Raw genomic sequence first — 21,237 nt, 5'->3', positions numbered from 1 at the left:
GCTTTCGGTCGGCAATTCAAGATCCCAAGCGCCTCGCCGAACGTCGCTTGGTTGGTTCGCGCATTGATTGCCTGAGCCGCTAGCGCTGGCGCAATAGGGCACCATTCAACATGTCTTCGACCATGGGAATTGTCGACTTTGCGATCTTCAACGTGGCCCGGTCTAATCGAGCAGGGTTTTTTATGCGGCCACCCCAAAATCCACGTTGCCCTCGGCCGGGCGATGCAACCTGCACTGTGGCCATCACGCCTGCGGACCCAGTATGGAACAAGGTCACGTCTGCCGATCCTTCTGACGGATACATTTGGACCTTGATCAAATAATCGTACCGCTGCGCACGCGCGTTCTCGACCAAGTTTGGCTTGCTCCAGTACCGCCGATTGCTTTCACCAATTACAAGCGGCGTAAAGCTACCAATTTCAGCTGCGCGGTCCGCCAAGTCGGTCCAAAGCGATGTTTCTTCTGCCCCTGCCGCATGCGTTGAGCCATAAACGACACGCGCCACCGCAAAACGGGCTGGCAAATCAAAGTGATCGGGGGTCTCGGTCGTTATCGCGATGGGGGCCGCATCCCCAACAAAGTTAGCACCAAGCGAAACCGCCCTGACCTTGCGCATCGATATTAACGCCAGCGCAATCACCACTCACGCCTCACACGATTGGACACGTCCGCTTGAGGCGGGCTGGTGTGCGCAGGCGGGGCTGGCATACTTGGCGCAGTTTGCAACCGAAGGAATTCGCACCATGCTCCGCCTTTTTGCGGCCTTTCTCCTCCCTCTGGCATTGACGGCGTGCGCATCTGTCGAACGCATCGCGCTGCCAAAGGTCGCCCCAATTGCTGGTGCGAATTGGGCTGCGGCAGCAGACCGGCAGCGTATCACCGTGAATTACTCCGCTTACGACACCTTCCTGCAACGGTATCGCACAGTCGACGACAGCGGCATCGCAAGACTGCGATACAAAGCCGTCAGCCCAAAGGATCGCGCATCGCTCAATTCCTTTGTCGACCAGCTTGAGGCGACGGATCCACAGGCCCTCACGCGCGACCAGCAACTCGCCTTCTGGATTAACCTTTACAATGCGCAAACCATCGCATTGATCCTCGACCATTACCCCGTCGCCAGCATCCGAGACATCTCGGACGGGCCATTGCGCCTTGGGCCTTGGAACCGCCCTGACGTGCAGGTGCGCGGGCAGGCCCTGTCCCTAAACGACATCGAACACCGGATCGTGCGGGCACATTTCAAAGAACCTCGCGTTCATTACGCGTTGAATTGCGCGGCTTTGGGATGCCCAAACCTCAAGGCAGAGGCATGGCGCCCCCAAAGCCTTGATGCGGATTTTGAAGCGGCCCAAACTGCTTATCTTGCGCATCCTCGTGGTGTGTCGGTGGACGCGAATGGCCGAGTGACGGCTTCAAAAATTTTCATCTGGTTCCGAGAGGACTTTGGCACCACCAATCAAGATGTCTTGGCCCAGCTTGTCGCACATACCCCGCCAGAAAAAAGCGCCGCCCTCGCGCGGCGGGGTCGTATCGACAAATATGCGTATGATTGGGGCCTGAACGAAGCCCGTTGATCGCAGCGGTTGCGGGCCCAGCTATTGCGCCCCAAGCGCCCAAGCGCTACGCCCATCCCATGAAACCGATCCGCCTCATGTCCGGCTTCCTGACCGTCGGCTTTTGGACATTGGCCAGCCGCGTGCTGGGCTTTGTGCGCGAGATCATGATCCTTTCCTTAATTGGCCCCGGCCCCTTGATGGACGCCTTTGTCGCAGCATTCCGTCTGCCCAACATGTTCCGCCGTTTCTTTGCCGAAGGCGCTTTTAACGCGGCCTTTGTCCCCATGTTTTCTGGTAAGCTTGAAGGAGACGAAGACGCCGCCCGCTTTGGACGCGACGCATTGAATGGGCTGGCGCTGGTGACACTGATGCTGACGGCCTTGGCGATGATCTTTATGCCGGCCCTTGTGTGGGCGACGGCTGGCGGATTTAGCCCCGAACGAATTGATCTGACCGTCGGCTTTGGGCGCATCGTGTTTCCTTACATCTTCTTTATGTCGCTGTCGGCGTTGTTTTCTGGCGTGCTGAACGCGACGGGCCGCTTTGCTGCTGCTGCTGCGGCACCAGTTTTGCTGAACGTTATGGTCATCGGGGCAATGACGCTTGCATGGATCACAGGCGGCGGCGTGATCAACTGGCTGATTTGGACGATCCCGTTTGCAGGTGTTGCACAACTGGCGCTCACTTGGGGGGCGGCCGCACGTGCTGGCTTTGCGTTGAAGCCCGGCCTACCACGTTGGACCCCGGATATGTCGCTGATGGTGCGCACTGCCGTGCCCGCGGCGCTGGCTACCGGCGTGATGCAAATCAACCTTGTGGTGGGGCAACTGGTTGCCAGCCAATATGATAGCGCCGTCAGCTGGCTTTTTGCGGCAGATCGTTTGTATCAACTGCCCCTCGGCGTTGTAGGCATCGCGGTCGGTATCGTGTTGCTGCCTGACTTGTCTCGCAAGCTGAAAGCAAACGATATGGGCGGCGCGCGCGACGCTTATTCCCGCGCAAGTGAATTCGCGATGGCCCTTACTGTGCCGTCGGCGATTGCGCTGATGGTAATCCCGCTGCCGCTGGTTTCCGTTTTGTTTGAACGCGGCGCGACAGACACGGACGATGTGGCTGCCATTGCCGTTGCAGTCGCGATCTATGGCCTTGGCCTGCCTGCTTTTGTGCTGCAAAAAGTGCTGCAACCGCAGTATTTTGCACGCGGAGACACAAAACGTCCGTTCTATTTCGCCGTGGTCGCGATGGTCATCAATGCAGGCCTTGCCATCGGCCTTGCCCCCGTTGTCGGTTGGATCGCACCGGCCATCGCCACCACTTTGGCCGGGTGGGTCATGCTTGGGCTACTGTATTGGGGGCTGCGCGGAATGGGGGATGCCGTGCATGTTGACGCGCGTTATCGCCACCGCCTGCCGCGCATTATTTTGTCGGCGCTGATTATGGGGGCGGTTCTTTGGGTTTCGACTATCTTATTAGAGCCTGCCCTAGGCACCCCGGGCCTGCGCTACATCGCACTTCTGGCGCTGATCATCCTTGCCGCTTTCAGCTATTTCGGAGCAGCACACAAATTGGGCGGCGTTAAGCTTTCCGATGTCAAAGGGGCCGTCCGCCGCTAGCGGCGACGAAAAACCCCCAACAGTCGGCGCATGCCCCCCGGCACCACAAGCGCCGTCAGGGCAAAGCCCGCCGCAAAACCAGCCAATTCGCCGACCCATTCATACCCAACCTGAAACAGCACGCCAAAGACCAGCTGAATTCCCATCAGCACGCCAATCAGCATAAAGGCCTGTCCTTGCGGCCCGCCACTGGCGACCTGCCGCTGCCAATATAGAAACGTATAGGTCCCAATCAGCCCGTAAACGCAGGGGTACGCCCCGACCAACCACGGCTCATTCGTCAACAGCCCAAACATCAGCGCCCCAAAAATGCCCGACAGGAAGAACATCAAGATGACAGCGAAGCCCCCCAAGATCTCGCCCACCATTTTGCCCATCGCAAGCAAAATCACCCCCGCAAAGATCGAGGACGTGAACGACCCGAACACAAACGGATAGGTCACAAAACGCAACAAATGTTCAGGAAGCAACCGCCCATTGTCGATCATGAAATCAAACGCGATCCCAGAAAACGCATAGTCATTCAGCGCATTCAGCCGCCACCCTACCGCTTGCGGCCCACCGATCAAGCCCGCCTCGCCCACGCTAAAGGCAAGTTCGGGCAACGCAAGTGCGATGAACAGCAGCCAAACCGCAGGCGGCAAAGGGTTGATGGGGCTGGGATCGTGAAATTCTGACATAAATTTGGCCTGCTTGACGACTGTTGGCCCCATGGGTAAGCCAGCAAGGCAGATTTGCCCAGAGGTCCTAAGATGTCAGACACCACATTCACCCCCCGCGTTTTTTCCGGCATCCAGCCATCGGGCGGGCTGACGCTGGGCAATTATCTGGGCGCCATCAAACGCTTTGTGTCCATGCAAGAAGAAGATTACGAGACGATCTATTGCATGGTCGACCTGCACGCGATCACCGTTTGGCAGGACCCAAAGTCGCTGGTGCACAATACGCGCGAGCTGGCCGCAGGCTTTATCGCGTCCGGCATCAGCCCCGAAAAATCGATCCTGATCAACCAATCCGCCGTGCCTGAGCACGCCCAATTGGGTTGGATTTTCAACTGCGTCGCTCGTATGGGTTGGATGCAACGCATGACGCAATTCAAGGACAAAGCAGGCAAGAACGCGCAAAACGCGTCGCTTGGGCTGTTCGGGTATCCGGCCCTGATGGCAGCCGACATTCTGGTCTATCACGCCACGCACGTGCCCGTGGGCGACGATCAAAAACAGCATCTTGAGCTGACCCGCGACATCGCGGCCAAGTTCAACCACGACTACGGCGTTGATTTCTTTCCCATGACCGAACCTGTGATCGAAGGGGCGGCAACGCGCGTGATGTCCCTGCGCGATGGGTCAAAAAAGATGTCCAAAAGCGATCCATCAGATGCCAGCCGCATCAACATGACGGATGATGCTGACACCATCGCCAAGAAAATCCGCAAAGCCAAAACCGACCCCGACGCGTTGCCAAGCGAGGCCAAAGGGCTGGAAGACCGTCCAGAGGCGCGCAATCTGGTCAACATCTATGCAGCCCTTGCGGACATGTCTGTCGATCAAGTGCTGGCCGAACATGGCGGCGCGCAGTTCGGAACATTCAAACCCGCGTTAGCAGATTTAGCCGTGGCCAAGCTTGCACCAATTTCAGGCGAAATGGCGCGCCTGATGGATGACGTGACCGAAATCGACAAGGTTCTGGCCAAGGGCGCATTACAGGCGCGAGAAATCACCGCCCCGATTTTGAAAAAGACCTATGAAATTGTTGGGATGGTCGGCAGCTAGAGGCGCATTCTGACCGAGGCGTAGAGCTTGAGGGAAAGTCTGTTTTACGGACGAAACGACCTGTCGGTAAATCAATTGTCAGCAAGGTAGAGTTCTTTTAACGTTGATTAAACGACGACACTATCGAAAGCGCTATTCCGGGTTTAGGGGCTGAAAATTGAAACACTATCGAGATATGAACACCAAGGAACGTCTTCGATATGATCTAGTTGGTTACCTTTGTATTGTTGTACTTAAATTTACGATCCCTGAATTTGGTGGGAATGGAGGTTACACAATCATACTTGATTTTGGATTCTTTGCAGGCCCGTTCTACATCTTATATCAACTGTATAAACTTTGGTCGCGTAAGTAATTATTGCAATCCAATAAATTCGCCCCACTTTGCGCGAGTTTATTTTACAAAATCGGTAAGTTTGGACTCAAACCAAACATCGCTCGCCGACCCCATCAAACAAAATTACCCGCCCAATGACCGCAACAACGCCACCGACGGATCACCCGTCGGGGCTTGCCCCAAACTACTTTGATAGGCCGAAATCGCCGCACGGCTTTTCTTGCCCAGCACCCCATCTGCGCCACCTGTATCAAAGCCACGCCCAGTCAGGCGCTTCTGCAACGTGATGCGATCATCCTTGGTCAGTCCAAACTTGTCCGGCGGGAATGACCCGCGCAAAGGCCCACCCCCGGCAATCCGATCCGCCAAAAGGCCGACGCCAATCGCGTAGCTGTCTGAATTATTATACGTCTTGATTGACCGGAAATTCGACGTGACCGAGAAACGCGGCCCGCCCGCTTGCGGTTGAATGATCGACCCAGCGGGTGCGCCATTGCCAACTTCTCCGCCCCATTTTAAACCTTTGGTCCAGCGATTGCGCGACAGATAGGCCGCCGTGGACGCCAGTGAATCCGCAGGATCATTCGACCAGATATCGCGCCGCCCGTCGCCATTAAAATCTACGGCAAAGGCTTGATAGGATGTGGGGATGAACTGTGTGTGCCCCATCGCCCCGGCCCATGATCCCTTAAGGTTGCCGGCAGTCGTGTCACCCGATTGCAAAATCTTAAGCGCGGCAACCAATTGTTTTTCAAAGAATGCACCGCGCCGCCCGTCATAAGCCAAGGTCGATGTGGCCGACACCACCGGCACATCGCCGCGCCGCTCGCCAAAGAAACTTTCGAGACCCCAGATCGCCGTCACGACTTCGGCTTCGACGCCATAGCGTGCCTCGACGTCGGCCAACGTACTGCGATGACGTTCAAAAGCCGCGCGCCCCTTTGCGACCCGTTCGTCCGACGTGGCGATGGACAGATAGTCCTCAAGCGTGCGGGAAAATTCGACCTGATTGCGGTCGCGCGTCACAACACCGGGCAAATAGCCCGTTCCGCGAAAGGCGGCGTTTAGTGTCGTGTCGGAAATGCCTTGCCGCCCAGCGCGGCCGCGAAAGCTTGCCACCCAAGCGTCATAACCCGCATTGGGCGCGGGGCGCAGGTCTGCGGGCAACCCGCTTGCGGCCGCGGCTTTGGGCACGGCACCCGAACTGCATGCGACAAGGCCGAATGCGCCCAATCCAACCATGGCTGATCTACGTGTTACTAACATGGGTCTGCTCACTTCTTTAAGTTTTCAAATAACCTACCCCGAGAAGCGGCCTGCGCAAAGAGGATATGCAGCATTGGGCGGTGTACCGCCCGCAACCAATCTCACCGTTTTGATCGCCCCGACCACGCGACGACATATGCGGCCGCATCAAAAAAGCACCATTTCTGTGTGCAAATGCGCCTTACAAAAACGGCATATACCCATATTTTTATGGAAGAAGAGGATAGTTCAATGCCCAACACTGTACCCTCCGACACCCGTGTCGGTCACATTCACCTCAAGGTAAGCGATTTAGAACGCGCCATCCATTTTTACAGAAACGTTTTGGGATTTAGCCTAACGCAGCGTTATGGCGATCAGGCTGCGTTTCTGGGGGCTGGTGACTATCACCACCATATCGGCCTGAACACATGGCATTCACGCGGTGCAGACCCCGCACAGGAACCAGCGCCGGGGCTGTATCATGTGGCTTTTCTATTTCCGGATCGCGCATCATTGGGGGCGGCGGTGCAGCGTGTGCTAGATCACGGCACCGTTCTGGATGGTGCGGCTGATCACGGCGTATCTGAGGCGGTCTATTTCCGCGATCCTGATGGCAACGGCATCGAGCTTTATCGTGACCATCCAGCCTCAGAATGGCCCCGTGATGCGGGCAGTCATTTGGCAATGACCAACACGCCGCTTGATGTGGTGGCTCTGGTTGCAGATGCACGGTAGTGCCGATTTAACCCCTCGTTTGTGTTTTCAGCAAGACGCAAGGTGTGCACATATTATATGCCACGAAAACTGCTTGGTTGTGGGTATTACCTCTGGTTCCCAAATGGGGATGAGAACGCCCCTCGGTGCGCGTTGCGTCTGCATGCGATTTCAGCCACGCTGCGGGTAGTCAATTAGGGGGACGGCATGAGCACGGGATTTTATTGGGACGAACGCACCATGTGGCATGGCGGCGGCAACTATGCCTTTACCGTGCCCTTGGGCGGTCTGGTTCAACCTCTTGCCGCTGGTGGTCTGCCCGAAAGTCCCGAAACCAAACGCCGTCTAAAGAATTTGATGGACGTGACAGGCCTGACACACGACTTGTCGGTGACGACCGCCCCCGAGGTCACGATGGCGCAAATCCTTGCTGTGCATGACGCCGATTATATCGACACGTTCAAAGCACTGTCGGATGACAACGGCGGCGAAGTTGGTCACCACGCCCCCTTTGCCAAAGGTGGTTTCGAACTTGCCGCGCTATCGGCAGGCCTGACAACGGGCGCTGTTGCCGATGTGCTAAACGGCACCCACACCAATGCTTATTCCTTAAGCCGCCCACCCGGCCACCATTGCCGCGCCGATGGCCCTATGGGCTTTTGCCTGCTCGCCAACATCGCCATCGCGATTGAAGCCGCCAAAGTCGCCCAGCCTGATTTACGCATAGCTGTGCTTGATTGGGACGTGCATCATGGCAATGGCACCGAAAGCATTTTTTATGATCGGCCCGATGTTCTGACAGTTTCGCTGCATCAAGAGGGCAATTACCCTCTAGACACTGGCGCTTTAGCGGATCGAGGCGCCGGGGCCGGACAAGGTTTCAACCTGAACCTTCCGTTGCCAGCAGGCGCGGGTCACACCGCCTATTTACACGCCATAGATCGCGTCGCGATTCCCGCGATCGAAGCCTATGATCCTGACCTTATCATCGTCGCCTGTGGTTTCGATGCTGGTGCAGTTGATCCGCTGGCGCGTATGCTTGCCACAGCCGAAACATTCCGCGAAATGACCCAGAAAATCAAAACTCTAGCTGAACGTGTCTGCGACGGAAAACTGGTTCTGTCCCACGAGGGCGGGTACTCGGAAATCTATGTTCCGTTCTGTGGCCACGCCACGCTTGAGGCCCTTTCAGGCAGTAAAATCACCGCCCCCGACCCCATGGCGCACGCCCTGAACGCGCGTCAGCCGGGGCCTCGTTTTGATGCTTTTCTGCGCGGTGAAATAGACCACATGGCCAAAGAATTGGGCCTCTGACCTCTTGACGACGTGGGGTTTAGACCCGACATGACACAAATTATGTAAAAAGGCGTAACATATGCCCGCACCAAACCCTGCCGCGCTCGACTTTCTACTAACGCGCCGGTCCCGCCCCGCCAAAATACTGTCTGAACCCGTGCCCGACCACGCCACGCTTGAAACCTTGCTGACGGCAGCTGCGCGCACCCCTGATCATGGCAAGTTGGAACCTTGGCGTTTTATTGTGCTGCAAAAGGGCGCGATGCCGCGTCTGGCACAAACGGCACAGGATTGCGCCCAAACCGCTGGGCTTGATCCAGAGCAAGTCACCAAGGCACGCACGCAGTTCGATCAGGGTCACCTCGCTGTGGCTGTCATCGAAGTGCACAAATCATCGGAAAAAATCCCCCATCTCGAACAAACCTATTCCGCCGGGGCTGTGTGCCTTGCGCTGCTCAATGCAGCCTTAGCTGCGGGTTGGGGGGCCAATTGGCTGAGTGGATGGCCCAGCCATGATCGCGGATTTATGCAACAAGCACTGGGGCTTAGCGATCATGAACGCGTTGCTGGCTTTATTCATATCGGCACCGAAAGCAGTGCTCCGCCGGACCGCCCACGCCCGGACTTGAACGCCATCACAACATGGGTCGATACATGATCTTATCGTCGTTCTTTGCAGCACTTGGCCAGATCGGCGACCGCCGTTTTCGCCGCGTTCTATTGTTGGGTTTGGCGCTGACAATCGCATTGCTGATCGCTGCAACGTCGGGCTTTGTTTGGCTGATCGGAACCCTGACGGCGGATTCTGTGACTGTCCCTTGGATCGGTGAAATCACATGGCTTGGACATATCCTTAGCTGGGGTTCGTTTTTTCTTTTCTTCGTGCTGTCGGTCTTTTTGATGATGCCGGTTGCCTCGGCGATCACGTCGATGTTTCTGGACGAAGTCGCCGCCGCGGTCGAGGATCGGCATTATCCCCACTTGCCTGCCCCGACCAAGGTACCCTTTGGGGATGCGGTGATAGATACCGTGAACTTTCTAGGAGTATTGATCGCAGCCAACCTATTGGCGCTGATTCTTTACGTCATCTTTGCGCCCGTTGCGGTTTTTATCTTTTGGGGGCTGAACGGTTTTTTGTTGGGACGGGAATATTTTATGCTGGCGGCCATGCGCCGCGTGGGCCGCGCCAATGCCAAAGCGCTACGCCGCGCCTATATCGGCACCATTTGGTTGGCCGGGACGTTGATGGCAATTCCGTTGTCGATTCCCTTGGTAAACCTGCTCATCCCCATCATCGGAGCCGCGACGTTCACCCATCTTTATCACAAGCTTACAAAGGCTTAAGCGCGCGATCAAACCAGCCCATGTCGCTAAGGGAAATCCACCCCGATATGATGATACCCGCGATGATGCACCACAAAACAAAGGCGACACCCGTGACGATCCACGCCTTACGTTTAAGGTGGTGGTGTTCAGGTGCGCCCGCATGGGTTCCGGGTTCGATGTTGCCCAAATCACCTTGGGTCTGCACCTTGATGGGCAGCGCAATCAGAAAGCACATCCACCAAATCACCGCATACAAAACAAGAGCCGAAGTAATACCCATTAGACTTGCTCCAATTCGACCAGACAGCCGTTAAAATCCTTGGGGTGCAAGAACAAGACCGGCTTGCCATGAGCTCCAATCTTAGGTTCTCCGTTGCCCAACACGCGGGCACCAGTGGATTTAAGGTGATCGCGGGCGGCGATGATGTCATCCACCTCATAGCAAACATGATGCATTCCACCTGCGGGGTTCTTTTCCAGAAAGCTGTTGATTGGGCTGTCTTTGCCTAACGGGTATAGAAGCTCGATTTTGGTGTTTGGCAGTTCGATGAACACCACGGTCACGCCGTGGTCGGGTTCGTCCTGTGGCGCGCCAACCTTTGCGCCCAGCGCGTCGCGATACTGCGATGCTGCAGCCTCAAGATCAGGTACAGCGATGGCAACGTGGTTCAGGCGACCAATCATCCAAAAATCCTCTGAGTTTGGGCAGTTTGTTCCTTATCGCCAAGCAAAAGCAGCGGTGCAAGGGCGCGTGTTAACTTGCTGTTAGGCAACCATGCGTAACCATGAATCGCAATTGTTCCTGGAGGACGGCATATGGATACGGACCCTTTTACGCCAAACTACCCCGCGCCAACCGCGCTGCGCCCATTGCTGGGCCTGACTGTGTTGGTGATCGAAGACAGTCGCTACGCCTGCGAAGCATTGCGTTTGCTGTGTTTACGCAGCGGTGCACGCATTAGGCGGGCTGATACTTTGCGGTCGGCGCGGCGTCATTTGCAAGTCTATCGCCCGTCAGTTGCGATCATTGATGTCGGCTTACCTGACGGCAATGGGTCTGATTTAATTCGCGAACTAGTCGAATCGAACCAACGCCCAGACGTCATCCTTGGAACGTCCGGGGACTTTGACGGTGAAGAATCGGTGATGGGGGCTGGTGCAGACGGCTTTTTGGATAAACCGATTGTGTCATTGGCCGTATTTCAGGACACCATCCTGACGCACCTTCCGATGGATCGCCACCCCGCCGGACCACGCGCTGTCCCGCAGGAGTTGGTTGAACCGGATCCGATCGCATATCGTGATGACATGGCCCATGTTGCCGATGTTCTAGAAGCGGGAAGCGACACGCGCACTCTCGATTATGTTGCACAGTTTCTGGGTGGCGTGGCGCGCAGTGCCGAAGATCGCGAATTAGCGACTGCGACTGATGCTTTGGCGGCGAAACGCGCTTGCGGCGATTCAGCTACATCAGAAGCAGCCACGATCGCCGGTCTCGTCCAACTTCGACTTGCCGAGAAAATTGCGATCTAGCGCGCAGCCTTAGCGGCCCAACCAAGGGTCTTCGGCGGCACGCACAAGGCCAGTCAAGTCAGACAACCGTTCCGTTTGATGGCCTTGAGGGTCAAAATTGGCAGGATCAAGCCAGACCCGAAACGCTTCCTGCAGAGCAGGCCATTCAGCATCGATCGCAGCGAACCACGCTGTATCGCGGTTGCGCCCTTTAACCACGGTAGCCTGCCGAAAGACGCCTTCATAACTCAGGCCAAGCCGTTGCGCCGCGCGGCGCGACCCTTCGTTCAGCGCATCGCATTTCCATTCGAACCGCCGGTAACCTGCGCCAAAGGCCCAAGCCATCATCAAAAACAGCGCCTCAGTGCCTGCGCGCGTGTTTTGCAAAGCCGGGCTAAAATTGATGTGACCCACCTCTATGCTGCCCGCCGTTGGTGCAATCCGTAAGAAGCTTGCCACGCCTTCGAATGCACCGCTTTCCAAGTTCTTAACAGCAAAGAATTCTACACCCGCATCGGTTTCTGTTTCGCGCATCCAACGATGGTACTGAGAAGAAGATGAAAATGGGCCATAGGGCATATACGTCCAGACGTGGTCTTGCCCGACATAAGCGCGAAACAAGAGTGCCGCGTGCTTTTCGGCGACCAAAGGCTCTAGACTGCAATACTGCCCATTCAACACCAGCGTGTTGTCCGGCGTGGGCGGTGGCGTCCAATCTGGGACAGGTGTGTGGTTTGGGCGATAAAGTTCAAACATGGCGGAACGTTAGGCGGTGTTCCGCCTAACGCCAAGTGAATTCAGACCATTATTTTACAACAAAAGGCCCGGATCCCGGCCCAAATCAACCCCAGGAAAGATCGAGCCCTCAAGCGTGGCGCGGTCAAGACCTGTCAAACCACGCATCACCCAAGCCGCGTGGGCACGCACATCACCCGTAGGCATCAAATCGCGCCCCTGATACAGATCACTTTCCGCCAAGCCCGGCCAATCACCGAAGACTTGTCCGCCTCGGACGGCCCCGCCGGCAAGAACCATCAACCCACCCGTGCCGTGATCCGTACCCTTGGTCCCATTTTCGCGTGCAGTGCGGCCAAATTCGGTCATCGCAACCACGGCTGTTTTGCTCCAGGTATCGCCCCGCATCTTACCGCGAAGCGTCGTTAGAGTTTCCGCCAACCGGTCCAAAGCGCCACCGATGACGCGTTGCTGATTGTTATGAGAATCCCAACCATTCAACGAAAAGGCCGCAATGCGCGCTTCGTCCGACAATTGTTGTGCTGCAAACTCTGCGACTTGAACGTGATCAGAAGTCTTACTGCCCTTCTTTTCGCTACGTTCCATGCCGGATGCGGACAAAATCTGCGCCTCTGACAGTGCGGCATGCATGGCGGGGTCGGCTTCTGTGATCAATTCCATCAAACGCTCGGCTTGGGGGCTAAGATCAAATTCCGCATCGGGCGACCAATTCGCCACTTGCGCCGTGCCAGTCAGCAAGCGCATGTCCTCGCGCCCGATTGCATACGCTGTTTGCGCGGTAATGCCTGGAACCGTTTGCAGCATCCGGTTCAGCCACCCATCGCGCACCCCCGCAAGCGAAGATGTACCCGCCTCTAGTAAATCCTGCCCGTCAAAATGGCTGCGCTTGTCGCGGTAAGGCGTGGATACTGCGTTCACAAATGAAAGCTGCCCCGCCTTCCACATCGGCATCAAAGGGGCGAGTCGTGGGTGCAGCGCGAAATAGCCATCAAGGTCCAGCGCACCGCCTTCGGCCCCCAAGGCCAGTGATCCACGCAATTTGGAAAACGCCGGATCTCCGTAAGGTTGAACCACGTCTAGCCCATCCATTCCACCACGCAGAATGATCACAACCAATCGGGTATCCCAAGGCGCTGCTGCAAAACTGACCGGCGTCAGCAAAGGGCTGGCCGCCAAAGAACAACCGATGATACCAGAACGCGCTAAAAAACTACGGCGGGACAAAGACGAAGACATGACGATTTCCTATCTGCGTTGAAAGGCCGGGGACATAAGAACAAGACCAATGGCTTCGGGTTTGCTTTCGGCAGAGGCCGCCGCGAAACGCACCACATCATCGGCATAGGCGCCCAGCGCGGTGTCGACAAAACCACGTGGGTCCGGCAACGTACCCATGAAAACGTTGGGCACGTTCATTGCCCAAGTAACACGCGCAGCAAGCCCTTGAGGCGTTATCCAGTCAGGGTCATCTTCTGACCACCCATCCGGTCCGCCCGGCGACTCCCAAGCTTGTCCCATTGTGATCAATGGCCCGGTGATAAACTGGCGAATGGAGCCTGCTTTGACCCCTGCGATTGCATCACTTTCTGGCGCCAAAGCACGAAAGGCCGAAGACATAAAATCGATTGGAGGTTTGAAATTGACCAAGTCCGGTGCCCACGCCGACGGGTGGTCAAGCAAGGTTTCATAAAGCGGCAGCAACGCGCCATCGTGGGTAAGATATGCATTTTCCAGCGCATCCACCAACGTATCATCCGGCGTGTCGGTCGTGAAATGAACTGCCAACTTCCACGCCACATGTCGCGCCGTGGCGGGATGCGCGGCGAGGTCTTCAAGCACTGCGCGCACCGGTTTGTCGTTATAGGCGTCCGGATAAGTTTCCCCCAACACGGTTTCCTCGCCTGGTTCGACAAAATCCTTGCGGAACTTGTACCCGTTTTTCGCTTGAAACGTCATACCTGTGAACATTTCAGCAAGTTGGGTCACATCCGTTTGGGTGTAAGGACCATCGACGCCCAGCGTGTGCAATTCCAACACTTCACGTGCCAGGTTTTCATTTAATCCCGACCCTTTTTTCTTGGAACGACGTCCTGCCAGATCACTGTTGGGCCCGATGGATTTTGTTTGATCTAAATAGTCCAACATCACCGGATGCATCACCGCCGCTTGCAGCAAATCGGCAAAACGGCCGGTGATAAATGGCCGGATGGCATCATCAACATAAGGCGTCGTGGCACGCCGAATAACGCCGCGCTTTCCAGTGGCCGTAAAGTGGTCAGCCCAAAAGGCGACAAGACGTTCGCGAAACGGTGTTTCAGAGTAGGTTCGGCGCAGCAGTGTTTGACCAATCCACCCCATCCAAGCCCGGCGCGCATCCGCATTGATAAGATTGCGGTTCTTACGCGCCTGTTGGGCCTGTTCCGTACCGCGTGCCTTGCGACGCACGGTGTTCGCGGCTTGCGCTGCCACCATACGTTCGCGAAAGACATTGAACGGTTCGGTCGGGAAACGCGCCACCATGTCATCAGGCGCGCTTAATCCCGATAAAACAAGCGCCGCGTCCCGCGGCGCGGCAATTCTCGGCGATAGGCCATATCCGAACCGGATTTCCGCCAATATTGGGTCAAACTTACGCACGTGTCACTCTCTGCCATTTGTCAGGAACTCTGACAGAAATAGCACGTCAACGCCCGCGATGCACATCCACCAAGTTCGGCGTACGCAAAGAAGTGCCTAGTCTTGCGGAATAACGCGCAAACCCAGTTCCATTAGCTGATCGTTGTCCGGTTCCGATGGCGCATTCATCATCAAGTCTTCGGCGCGTTGGTTCATCGGGAATAGAATGACTTCGCGGATGTTTTGCTCACCCGCCAAAAGCATCACGATGCGGTCGATGCCCGCGGCACACCCACCGTGGGGCGGCGCGCCGTATTGGAATGCGTTGACCATGCCACCAAAGCGCTTGCGCACTTCGCTTTCATCATAGCCTGCGATTTCAAACGCCTTGAACATGATTTCCGGACGGTGGTTCCGGATCGCGCCCGACACCAGCTCATAGCCGTTGCAGGCCAGATCATACTGATAGCCCAAAACTTTTAGCGGATCGCCTTGCAGCGCTTCCATCCCACCCTGTGGCATTGAAAACGGGTTGTGCTCAAAGTCGATCTTGCCGGTTTCTTCGTCTTTTTCATAAATTGGGAAATCTACGACCCAAGCAAAGGCAAACCGGTTTTCGTCCGTCAGACCCAATTCAGTACCGATCGCATTGCGCGCGCGACCTGCGACGGATTCGAACGCTTTGGGCTTACCGCCAAGGAAGAACGCCGCATCGCCAACGCCAAGGTCTAGCTGCTGGCGGATCGCTTCTGTGCGTTCGGGGCCGATGTTTTTGGCCAGTGGGCCGGCTGCTTCCATCCCGCCTTCAACCTCACCGGACTTCAGTTTGGCTTGGGCTTCTTTCACCGGAATGCCAAGCTCTTGAGCAACCGAATCCGCCGTCTTTTCACGCCAGAAAATATACCCCATCCCCGGCAGGCCTTCTTTCTGCGCAAACGCATTCATGCGGTCACAGAACTTGCGGCTGCCACCCGTTGGCGCTGGAATGGCGCGCACTTCGGTGCCGTCTTGTTCCAGCAACTTTGCGAAAATCGCAAAGCCGGAATCGCGGAAATGGTCGGAGACCACTTGCATCTTGATAGGGTTACGCAAGTCTGGCTTGTCCGATCCGTACCACAGGGCCGCATCCCGGTAGCTGATCTGCTCCCACGTTTGGTCCACGTTCTTACCGCCGCCGAATTCCTCGAACACGCCTGTCAGCACTGGCTGGATCGTGTCGAACACGTCTTGCTGCGTCGCAAAGCTCATCTCAAGGTCAAGTTGGTAAAAGTCAGTGGGCGAACGATCCGCGCGCGGGTCTTCGTCGCGGAAACAGGGCGCGATCTGGAAATATTTATCAAAGCCCGACACCATCAACAGCTGTTTGAACTGCTGCGGCGCTTGCGGCAGCGCATAGAATTTGCCGGGGTGCAGGCGCGATGGCACCAAAAAGTCACGCGCGCCTTCGGGGCTGGATGCGGTGATGATCGGTGTCTGATATTCGCGGAACTCTTGATCCCACATGCGTTTGCGGATTGAAGACACAACGTCGCTGCGCAGTTTCATGTTGGCTTGCATCTTTTCCCGTCGCAGATCGAGATAACGATAGGCCAAGCGGGTTTCTTCTGGATACTCTTGATCCCCGAACACCATCAAAGGCAGTTCTTCGGAACGGCCCAACACTTCGATGTCGCGCACAAACACTTCGATTTCGCCTGTGGGCAGCTTTGGATTCACCAAATCTGCGTCGCGCGCCTTAACCGTGCCATCGATGCGGATACACCATTCGCTGCGCACTTTTTCGACGTCTGCAAAGACCGGGCTGTCAGGGTCGCACAAAACTTGTGTGATGCCGTAATGATCGCGCAGATCGATGAACAGGATACCACCGTGATCGCGCACGCGATGCACCCAACCCGACAGGCGGACAGTATCGCCCACATTCGCCGAGGTCAGCGCGGCACAGGTGTGAGAGCGGAAAGCATGCATGGTGTCGTCCCTTCGAGGGTATGGCAAATGTCGCCGCAGATACACCGCTCAAAGAGTGGAAAGTCAAGGCGACAAAGGCCCGTTACACGTGCTAACACGTCCAAAACAGGGAGGCGCGTGTGAACGACAAGGCAACAAAGGGGATGAAGGTGCGCCGCACCGTGTTGGGTGACGATCATGTCGACCGCGCCGAGGCGATCAAAACACCGCTTGATGCCCCATTCCAAGAGCTGATCACAGAAGGCGCATGGGGCACTGTTTGGGCCTCGGATGCGATCACATTGCGAGAACGGTCGATGTTGACATTGGCCTTGCTGGCCGCGACCGGGAATTTTGATGAAATCCCAATGCACATCCGCGCCTGCACCCGCACCGGTGCCACCCCTCAGGACGTGGCCGAAGCATTCCAACACGTTGCGATCTATGCAGGTGTGCCACGCGCCAATCACGCTTTGAAATTAGCCAAACAAACCTATGCCGAAATGGAGGCCGATCATGACTGACGGCCCGCTTTTCCATCGCAACCGCGATCGCCATCCCAAACCGTTGATGCCGGATTACAAAACCAGTGTGCTCCGTTCACCGCAGCGTGCGCTGTTATCGATGAACACCACCCTCAGCGAGGAAACCGGTCCGGTCTTTGGCCACGACATCCTTGGGCCTTTGGACAACGACTTGATCCAAAATTTCGCGAAACCCGGTGAAATGGCAATCGGCCAGCGCATCATCGTGCACGGCCGTGTGTTGGATGAAAACGGACGCGGCGTGCCCGGTGCCTTGCTGGAATTTTGGCAGGCCAATGCCGGCGGGCGGTATCGCCATGCCAAAGAAGGGTATCTTGCCGCCCTCGATCCGAACTTTGGCGGCTGCGGGCGGACCATCACGGACGATCAGGGCGGTTATGCTTTACGTACTGTCAAACCCGGTGCCTATCCGTGGCCCAATGGTGTGAACGACTGGCGCCCTGCCCACATCCACTTTTCCGTCTTTGGGCCCAGCTTTGGACAGCGCCTGATCACCCAAATGTATTTCGAAGGCGACCCGATGATCCCACTGTGCCCCATCGTGCGCACGATCACTGACCCAGAGGCTGTTGCGCAACTGATCGCGCCCCTTGATATGAACAATACAGTGCCAATGGATGCGCGCGCCTATAAGTTCGACATCGTGCTGCGTGGGCGACGTTCGACCCCGTTTGAAAACCGGATGGAGGGGAATTGATGGAAAAACTAACCCACCTACAAGAAAGCCCGTCACAAACCGCTGGCCCTTACGTGCATATCGGATGTGTGCCGAATTTCGCTGGCATCACAGGTGTTTATCCGAACGACCTTGGCGCGACCATGTTCCGCGACGGTGTAAAAGGTGAACGCATCAAAGTAACGGGCACCATTTTTGACGGCCTAGGCGCGCCCCTAAAGGACGCAATGATCGAAGTCTGGCAGGCCGATGCCAAGGGAATTTACCCCGGCAATGATCCGCGTGGACCTGCAGACCCAAATTTCAACGGTTGGGGTCGCGTGGCCGGTGACGGCGCGACAGGTGTCTGGAGCCTTGAGACGATAAAACCCGGCCCCGCGCCGTTTCCCGACGGGCGCACGATGGCACCCCATATTTCATTCTGGATCGTGGCGCGCGGGATTAACATCGCCCTGCAAACGCGGATGTATTTCCCGGATGATCCGATGAATGAACGCGACCCGTGGCTTACTCGGATCGAACATCAAAACCGCGTCCCGACCTTGATCGCGACGCAGACCCAACCGGGCACCTACCAGTTCGACATTCACTTGCAGGGCCCTGCTGAAACGGTCTTTTTCGATGTCTAAGGCTTAGATGAATTCGCCGATCAGCTTGGTATCTGGCGCGCTCAAATCGGCCAAGACGGTTTCGCCAGCCACTGCCGTCTGCCCAAGGCAAATCACCGGCTTCACGCCAAGGGGAAGATAGACGTCCAAACGGCTGCCAAAGCGAATGAGCCCGAACCGGTGACCGGCGGCGATGGCATCGCCCGGCTCTTTAAAGCACACGATGCGGCGCGCGATCAAACCGGCGATCTGTACGACACCGATGGTCACCCCCTCCGGCGTTTCGATGGACAAGCCGTTGCGTTCGTTATGTTCGCTGGCCTTGTCCAACGAGGCATTGACGAACTTGCCCGCGTGATACGTGATAGTCCGGATTGTGCCCGCAAGGGGGGCGCGGTTCACGTGGCAATTAAACACGTTCATAAAGACGGACACCCGCACCACCGGCGCGTCGCCCATGCCGAATTCCGCGGGGGCGACGACTTCGTCGATCAAAGACACAACACCGTCCGCCGGTGACAACACCAGATTTGCATCCTGCGGCACGACGCGCACAGGGTCGCGAAAGAAATAGTAACACCAAACGGTCACCCCAAGCCCAAGCCAGAACAGCGGCGTCCAGATCAGCCCCAACACAACTGCAATCCCTGCGAAAATCGCAACAAACTTGCGCCCCTCCGGGTGCATGGGCACAGCAACGATTTTAAGCATGTTCATCGGTTGAATTTCCGTCTGTTAGAGTATTTCGTTTACATCGCGTCGTGGCGACGTGCTCTCATATAGGCCAAAGGCAATGTCGCCAAGTACAGTAAATTTGCAATGACCAATGTAATCCACGGATAGACCACAAGACACATAACAAGCACGACGGATCCAATCACGATGAATGGCAACCAGCTCCGCTTGACCGAGGTGTGTTTGATCGAAAACGTCGGCAAGGTCGACACGGCCAAGCTTGCGACAAGAACGATATACAAAGCGACAATGTACCCATAATCGACCAGCGTTTCCCACCCATCTAAGATCAAAAAGGTGGGCATCAAAGCAAGGCATGCCAAAGCGGGCGCAGGCACCCCAACGAAATAGGAATGCGACAATTTAGGCGGCACCGGGTCGTCCAAAGCGATATTGAACCGTGCCAACCGCAAAGCGCAGCACACGGCCAAAACCATACAGCTTAGCCACCCAATACTTTCGTATTCCGTGCCGCGAAAAATTGCCGAATACAGCAAAATGCCCGGCGCGATCCCAAAGTTGAAAAAATCTGCAAGCGTATCCAACTCTGCTCCGAAGGGGCTGGCTGTGTCGAAAAAACGCGCAACCTTGCCGTCCATTCCATCCAACAAAACAGCAAGCATAATAAGGTAAAGTGCAGCGCTGGTGTTGTCGTGGATGCTCATCCGAACCGAGGTCAGACCGGCACAAATCGCAAACACGGTAAGCAAGCTGGGCAGTATGTGACGAAGTTTAATTCGTTTGTTGCCGGGTCGATCAGCGCCACCAGCAACGTCCAGTGCGCCTGATCTTGGGTCGTCCCGGTTCATTTTTGTCATGTCGTTGCCTTACGCTGATGCGATGGTGTCCCAAGTAGTCTTGCCACATATACACCTGCGGTGCGATACCTGTTCCTCAATCGTTTATGCCCCCAATCTGACAATCGCTTTACGTTTGTTGTACCGATGTTCGGTAATGGACTCACGTTCATGATCGAAGCATGAGCATTTATCCCCCCGTCGAATCCCCACAAACACAGCATGTCTTAGATTAATAATCTCGCTCCACACACTCACCAAAGGCTGTATGGATTTCGATAAGGCCACCTTCCCAAAGTGCGATATCGCCTACAAAATGGTGTGTTTCGACGGCCTCGCCATGGCGTCTAACCGCGATGGTGTTCTTTCCCCCGGTTGAAGCGTCATCCATGGAGCAGACAGCGGAGTTGGTAAGCGAGGAAGAAGTTTAAGCCCGAAGAGGTTGTTGTGAAGTTGGGGCAGGTTGAAGTCTTGATGGGCCAAGGCATGCCCCTGCTTGACGAGATCAAACAGATCAGTGTGATCGAACAAACCTATTATCGCCGAAAGAAAAAAGGCGGCATGCACTGTCCGTCAGCGTCAAACCCAATTGCAAGCTCAGCAACATTCGGAAAGCTTTGCATTGTCAGCTTCACTTCGCCGCGACGCGTCCACAAGGCAGTACAAAGCACAAAGTTCGTTTCGCTCGTTAGGTCCCCCTTTGCCTAGCTTTGCTAGTACTTTGCCCGCTCCTTTAATTACGCCTCTAGGTAGACTACGGCTGATCGTGGTGTTTCAAACGGGACCCTATACATGAAAGCAATACGCTTAGGTCGTTCACGATGCGATTTGCCTGAGCGGAAAATTTCTTGGAAGGCGCTATGCTGTTTAGCGCTTACGCGCTTTCCCGCTAGTCCAACTTCTACCTCGTTTTCGTTGCAACTGTCTTGATCGTCACGCAGGAAGTCATCTAAGATTCCGGCCGCGACAGTCACCATGGCCTATCAGCACTAGCCCTGGACAAACCCTCTGCAAATTTTCGGCCATTGACGCCTCATGAGGTAATCCCCCCTAAAATTAGTGGTGTTCAAAAGTAGAATTTTCTCGGCAAGATATCTGAGGAGATTTACGATGAAGAATGGACGATTTAGCGACGCACAGATCATGGCCGTGTTGAAGCAGGCTGAGGGCGGCACGCCTG

Annotated in this window: 23 protein-coding genes and 1 pseudogene; 12 read left to right on the top strand and 12 right to left on the bottom strand. The window is 56.0% G+C overall.

Features of this window, described 5'->3' with window-relative positions; all coding sequences use genetic code 11:
• Nucleotides 1-79 precede the first annotated feature (79 nt).
• Nucleotides 80-616 carry a hypothetical protein gene (locus tag ABJF76_RS07500; protein WP_413822012.1) on the bottom strand — a complete coding sequence of 179 codons (537 nt, stop codon included), beginning with the start codon at nucleotides 614-616 and terminating at the stop codon, nucleotides 80-82.
• Between the two features lie 127 nt (nucleotides 617-743).
• Here ABJF76_RS07500 and ABJF76_RS07495 point away from each other — a divergent pair, with 127 nt between their 5' ends.
• On the top strand, nucleotides 744-1,577 hold the full coding sequence (locus ABJF76_RS07495; RefSeq protein WP_413822011.1) for a DUF547 domain-containing protein: 834 nt from the start codon (nucleotides 744-746) through the stop codon (nucleotides 1,575-1,577).
• Between the two features lie 59 nt (nucleotides 1,578-1,636).
• On the top strand, nucleotides 1,637-3,172 hold the full coding sequence (gene murJ / locus ABJF76_RS07490) for a murein biosynthesis integral membrane protein MurJ (protein ID WP_413822010.1): 1,536 nt from the start codon (nucleotides 1,637-1,639) through the stop codon (nucleotides 3,170-3,172).
• Here the strand turns inward: murJ and ABJF76_RS07485 are convergent.
• Complete coding sequence (locus ABJF76_RS07485; RefSeq protein ID WP_413822009.1) at nucleotides 3,169-3,852, bottom strand: rhomboid family intramembrane serine protease; 684 nt, start codon at nucleotides 3,850-3,852, stop codon at nucleotides 3,169-3,171. The genes murJ and ABJF76_RS07485 overlap by 4 nt on opposite strands.
• Nucleotides 3,853-3,924: 72 nt before the next feature.
• On the opposite strand from ABJF76_RS07485, the gene trpS reads away from it, so the two are divergent.
• Entirely contained in the window at nucleotides 3,925-4,944 is a 1,020-nt protein-coding gene (trpS, locus tag ABJF76_RS07480; RefSeq protein ID WP_413822008.1) for a tryptophan--tRNA ligase, read from the top strand.
• 460 nt (nucleotides 4,945-5,404) lie between these two features.
• Here the strand turns inward: trpS and ABJF76_RS07475 are convergent, their stop codons facing one another.
• The gene (locus tag ABJF76_RS07475; protein WP_413822007.1) at nucleotides 5,405-6,547 is read right to left on the bottom strand and encodes a lytic murein transglycosylase; all 1,143 of its coding nucleotides are present in this window, start codon (nucleotides 6,545-6,547) and stop codon (nucleotides 5,405-5,407) included.
• Between the two features lie 231 nt (nucleotides 6,548-6,778).
• Between ABJF76_RS07475 and ABJF76_RS07470 the strand changes: the two genes are divergently transcribed.
• From ABJF76_RS07470 to ABJF76_RS07455, 4 genes are all read left to right on the top strand, one after another.
• Complete coding sequence (locus ABJF76_RS07470; protein WP_413822006.1) at nucleotides 6,779-7,264, top strand: VOC family protein; 486 nt, start codon at nucleotides 6,779-6,781, stop codon at nucleotides 7,262-7,264.
• A 186-nt stretch (nucleotides 7,265-7,450) separates the two neighbouring features.
• The gene (locus ABJF76_RS07465; RefSeq protein ID WP_413822005.1) at nucleotides 7,451-8,557 is read left to right on the top strand and encodes a class II histone deacetylase; all 1,107 of its coding nucleotides are present in this window, start codon (nucleotides 7,451-7,453) and stop codon (nucleotides 8,555-8,557) included.
• 61 nt (nucleotides 8,558-8,618) lie between these two features.
• Nucleotides 8,619-9,197 (top strand): nitroreductase, encoded by a 579-nt coding sequence (locus ABJF76_RS07460; protein ID WP_413822004.1) that lies wholly within the window; start codon nucleotides 8,619-8,621, stop codon nucleotides 9,195-9,197.
• Nucleotides 9,194-9,883 carry an EI24 domain-containing protein gene (locus tag ABJF76_RS07455; protein ID WP_413822003.1) on the top strand — a complete coding sequence of 230 codons (690 nt, stop codon included), beginning with the start codon at nucleotides 9,194-9,196 and terminating at the stop codon, nucleotides 9,881-9,883. Before ABJF76_RS07460 ends, ABJF76_RS07455 begins: the two co-directional genes overlap by 4 nt.
• On the opposite strand, the gene ABJF76_RS07450 is transcribed toward ABJF76_RS07455, so the two are convergent.
• Together ABJF76_RS07450 and mce are read right to left on the bottom strand one after the other, a co-directional pair.
• On the bottom strand, nucleotides 9,870-10,145 hold the full coding sequence (locus tag ABJF76_RS07450) for a DUF1467 family protein (RefSeq protein WP_413822002.1): 276 nt from the start codon (nucleotides 10,143-10,145) through the stop codon (nucleotides 9,870-9,872). The two genes, ABJF76_RS07455 and ABJF76_RS07450, sit on opposite strands and share 14 nt — an antisense overlap.
• The gene (gene mce / locus ABJF76_RS07445) at nucleotides 10,145-10,549 is read right to left on the bottom strand and encodes a methylmalonyl-CoA epimerase (protein WP_413822001.1); all 405 of its coding nucleotides are present in this window, start codon (nucleotides 10,547-10,549) and stop codon (nucleotides 10,145-10,147) included. The genes ABJF76_RS07450 and mce overlap by 1 nt, the downstream gene beginning before the upstream one ends.
• A 132-nt stretch (nucleotides 10,550-10,681) precedes the next feature.
• Between mce and ABJF76_RS07440 the strand changes: the two genes are divergently transcribed.
• Complete coding sequence (locus ABJF76_RS07440) at nucleotides 10,682-11,398, top strand: response regulator (RefSeq protein ID WP_413822000.1); 717 nt, start codon at nucleotides 10,682-10,684, stop codon at nucleotides 11,396-11,398.
• Nucleotides 11,399-11,407: 9 nt separating this feature from the next.
• Here the strand turns inward: ABJF76_RS07440 and ABJF76_RS07435 are convergent, their stop codons facing one another.
• The 4 genes from ABJF76_RS07435 to aspS form a co-directional block, all read right to left on the bottom strand.
• Nucleotides 11,408-12,133: a GNAT family N-acetyltransferase gene (locus tag ABJF76_RS07435; protein ID WP_413821999.1), complete on the bottom strand. Its 726-nt coding sequence runs from the start codon at nucleotides 12,131-12,133 to the stop codon at nucleotides 11,408-11,410.
• 54 nt (nucleotides 12,134-12,187) lie between these two features.
• Complete coding sequence (locus ABJF76_RS07430; RefSeq protein WP_413821998.1) at nucleotides 12,188-13,369, bottom strand: DUF1501 domain-containing protein; 1,182 nt, start codon at nucleotides 13,367-13,369, stop codon at nucleotides 12,188-12,190.
• A gap of 9 nt (nucleotides 13,370-13,378) precedes the next feature.
• The gene (locus ABJF76_RS07425; protein WP_413821997.1) at nucleotides 13,379-14,770 is read right to left on the bottom strand and encodes a DUF1800 domain-containing protein; all 1,392 of its coding nucleotides are present in this window, start codon (nucleotides 14,768-14,770) and stop codon (nucleotides 13,379-13,381) included.
• Between the two features lie 96 nt (nucleotides 14,771-14,866).
• Nucleotides 14,867-16,717: an aspartate--tRNA ligase gene (aspS, locus tag ABJF76_RS07420; RefSeq protein WP_413821996.1), complete on the bottom strand. Its 1,851-nt coding sequence runs from the start codon at nucleotides 16,715-16,717 to the stop codon at nucleotides 14,867-14,869.
• 119 nt (nucleotides 16,718-16,836) lie between these two features.
• Here aspS and pcaC point away from each other — a divergent pair, with 119 nt between their 5' ends.
• The 3 genes from pcaC to pcaG are packed head-to-tail and all read left to right on the top strand — an operon-like array spanning nucleotide 16,837 to nucleotide 18,546.
• Nucleotides 16,837-17,220: a 4-carboxymuconolactone decarboxylase gene (pcaC, locus tag ABJF76_RS07415; protein ID WP_413821995.1), complete on the top strand. Its 384-nt coding sequence runs from the start codon at nucleotides 16,837-16,839 to the stop codon at nucleotides 17,218-17,220.
• Complete coding sequence (gene pcaH / locus ABJF76_RS07410) at nucleotides 17,213-17,938, top strand: protocatechuate 3,4-dioxygenase subunit beta (RefSeq protein WP_413821994.1); 726 nt, start codon at nucleotides 17,213-17,215, stop codon at nucleotides 17,936-17,938. The genes pcaC and pcaH overlap by 8 nt, the downstream gene beginning before the upstream one ends.
• Nucleotides 17,938-18,546: a protocatechuate 3,4-dioxygenase subunit alpha gene (pcaG, locus tag ABJF76_RS07405; protein WP_413821993.1), complete on the top strand. Its 609-nt coding sequence runs from the start codon at nucleotides 17,938-17,940 to the stop codon at nucleotides 18,544-18,546. Before pcaH ends, pcaG begins: the two co-directional genes overlap by 1 nt.
• A gap of 3 nt (nucleotides 18,547-18,549) precedes the next feature.
• On the opposite strand, the gene ABJF76_RS07400 is transcribed toward pcaG, so the two are convergent.
• The 3 genes from ABJF76_RS07400 to ABJF76_RS07390 all read right to left on the bottom strand — a co-directional run bounded on the left by ABJF76_RS07400 (nucleotide 18,550) and on the right by ABJF76_RS07390 (nucleotide 20,448).
• A complete protein-coding gene (locus ABJF76_RS07400; RefSeq protein WP_413821992.1) occupies nucleotides 18,550-19,242 on the bottom strand; it encodes a phosphatidylserine decarboxylase in 693 nt (230 codons plus the stop codon).
• Between the two features lie 32 nt (nucleotides 19,243-19,274).
• A complete protein-coding gene (locus tag ABJF76_RS07395) occupies nucleotides 19,275-20,078 on the bottom strand; it encodes a CDP-alcohol phosphatidyltransferase family protein (RefSeq protein WP_413821991.1) in 804 nt (267 codons plus the stop codon).
• A gap of 211 nt (nucleotides 20,079-20,289) precedes the next feature.
• Complete coding sequence (locus tag ABJF76_RS07390) at nucleotides 20,290-20,448, bottom strand: hypothetical protein (protein WP_413821990.1); 159 nt, start codon at nucleotides 20,446-20,448, stop codon at nucleotides 20,290-20,292.
• Nucleotides 20,449-20,504: 56 nt separating this feature from the next.
• On the opposite strand from ABJF76_RS07390, the pseudogene ABJF76_RS07385 reads away from it, so the two are divergent.
• Nucleotides 20,505-20,621: pseudogene (locus tag ABJF76_RS07385) on the top strand (IS3 family transposase); the annotation flags it as partial.
• Between the last annotated feature and the right edge of the window lie 616 nt (nucleotides 20,622-21,237).

It is taken from the genome of Tateyamaria sp. (assembly GCF_039940735.1).
Lineage (GTDB): Bacteria > Pseudomonadota > Alphaproteobacteria > Rhodobacterales > Rhodobacteraceae > Tateyamaria.
Note: the sequence above shows the minus strand (reverse complement) of the source record. Positions and strands in the feature narration are given on the sequence as shown.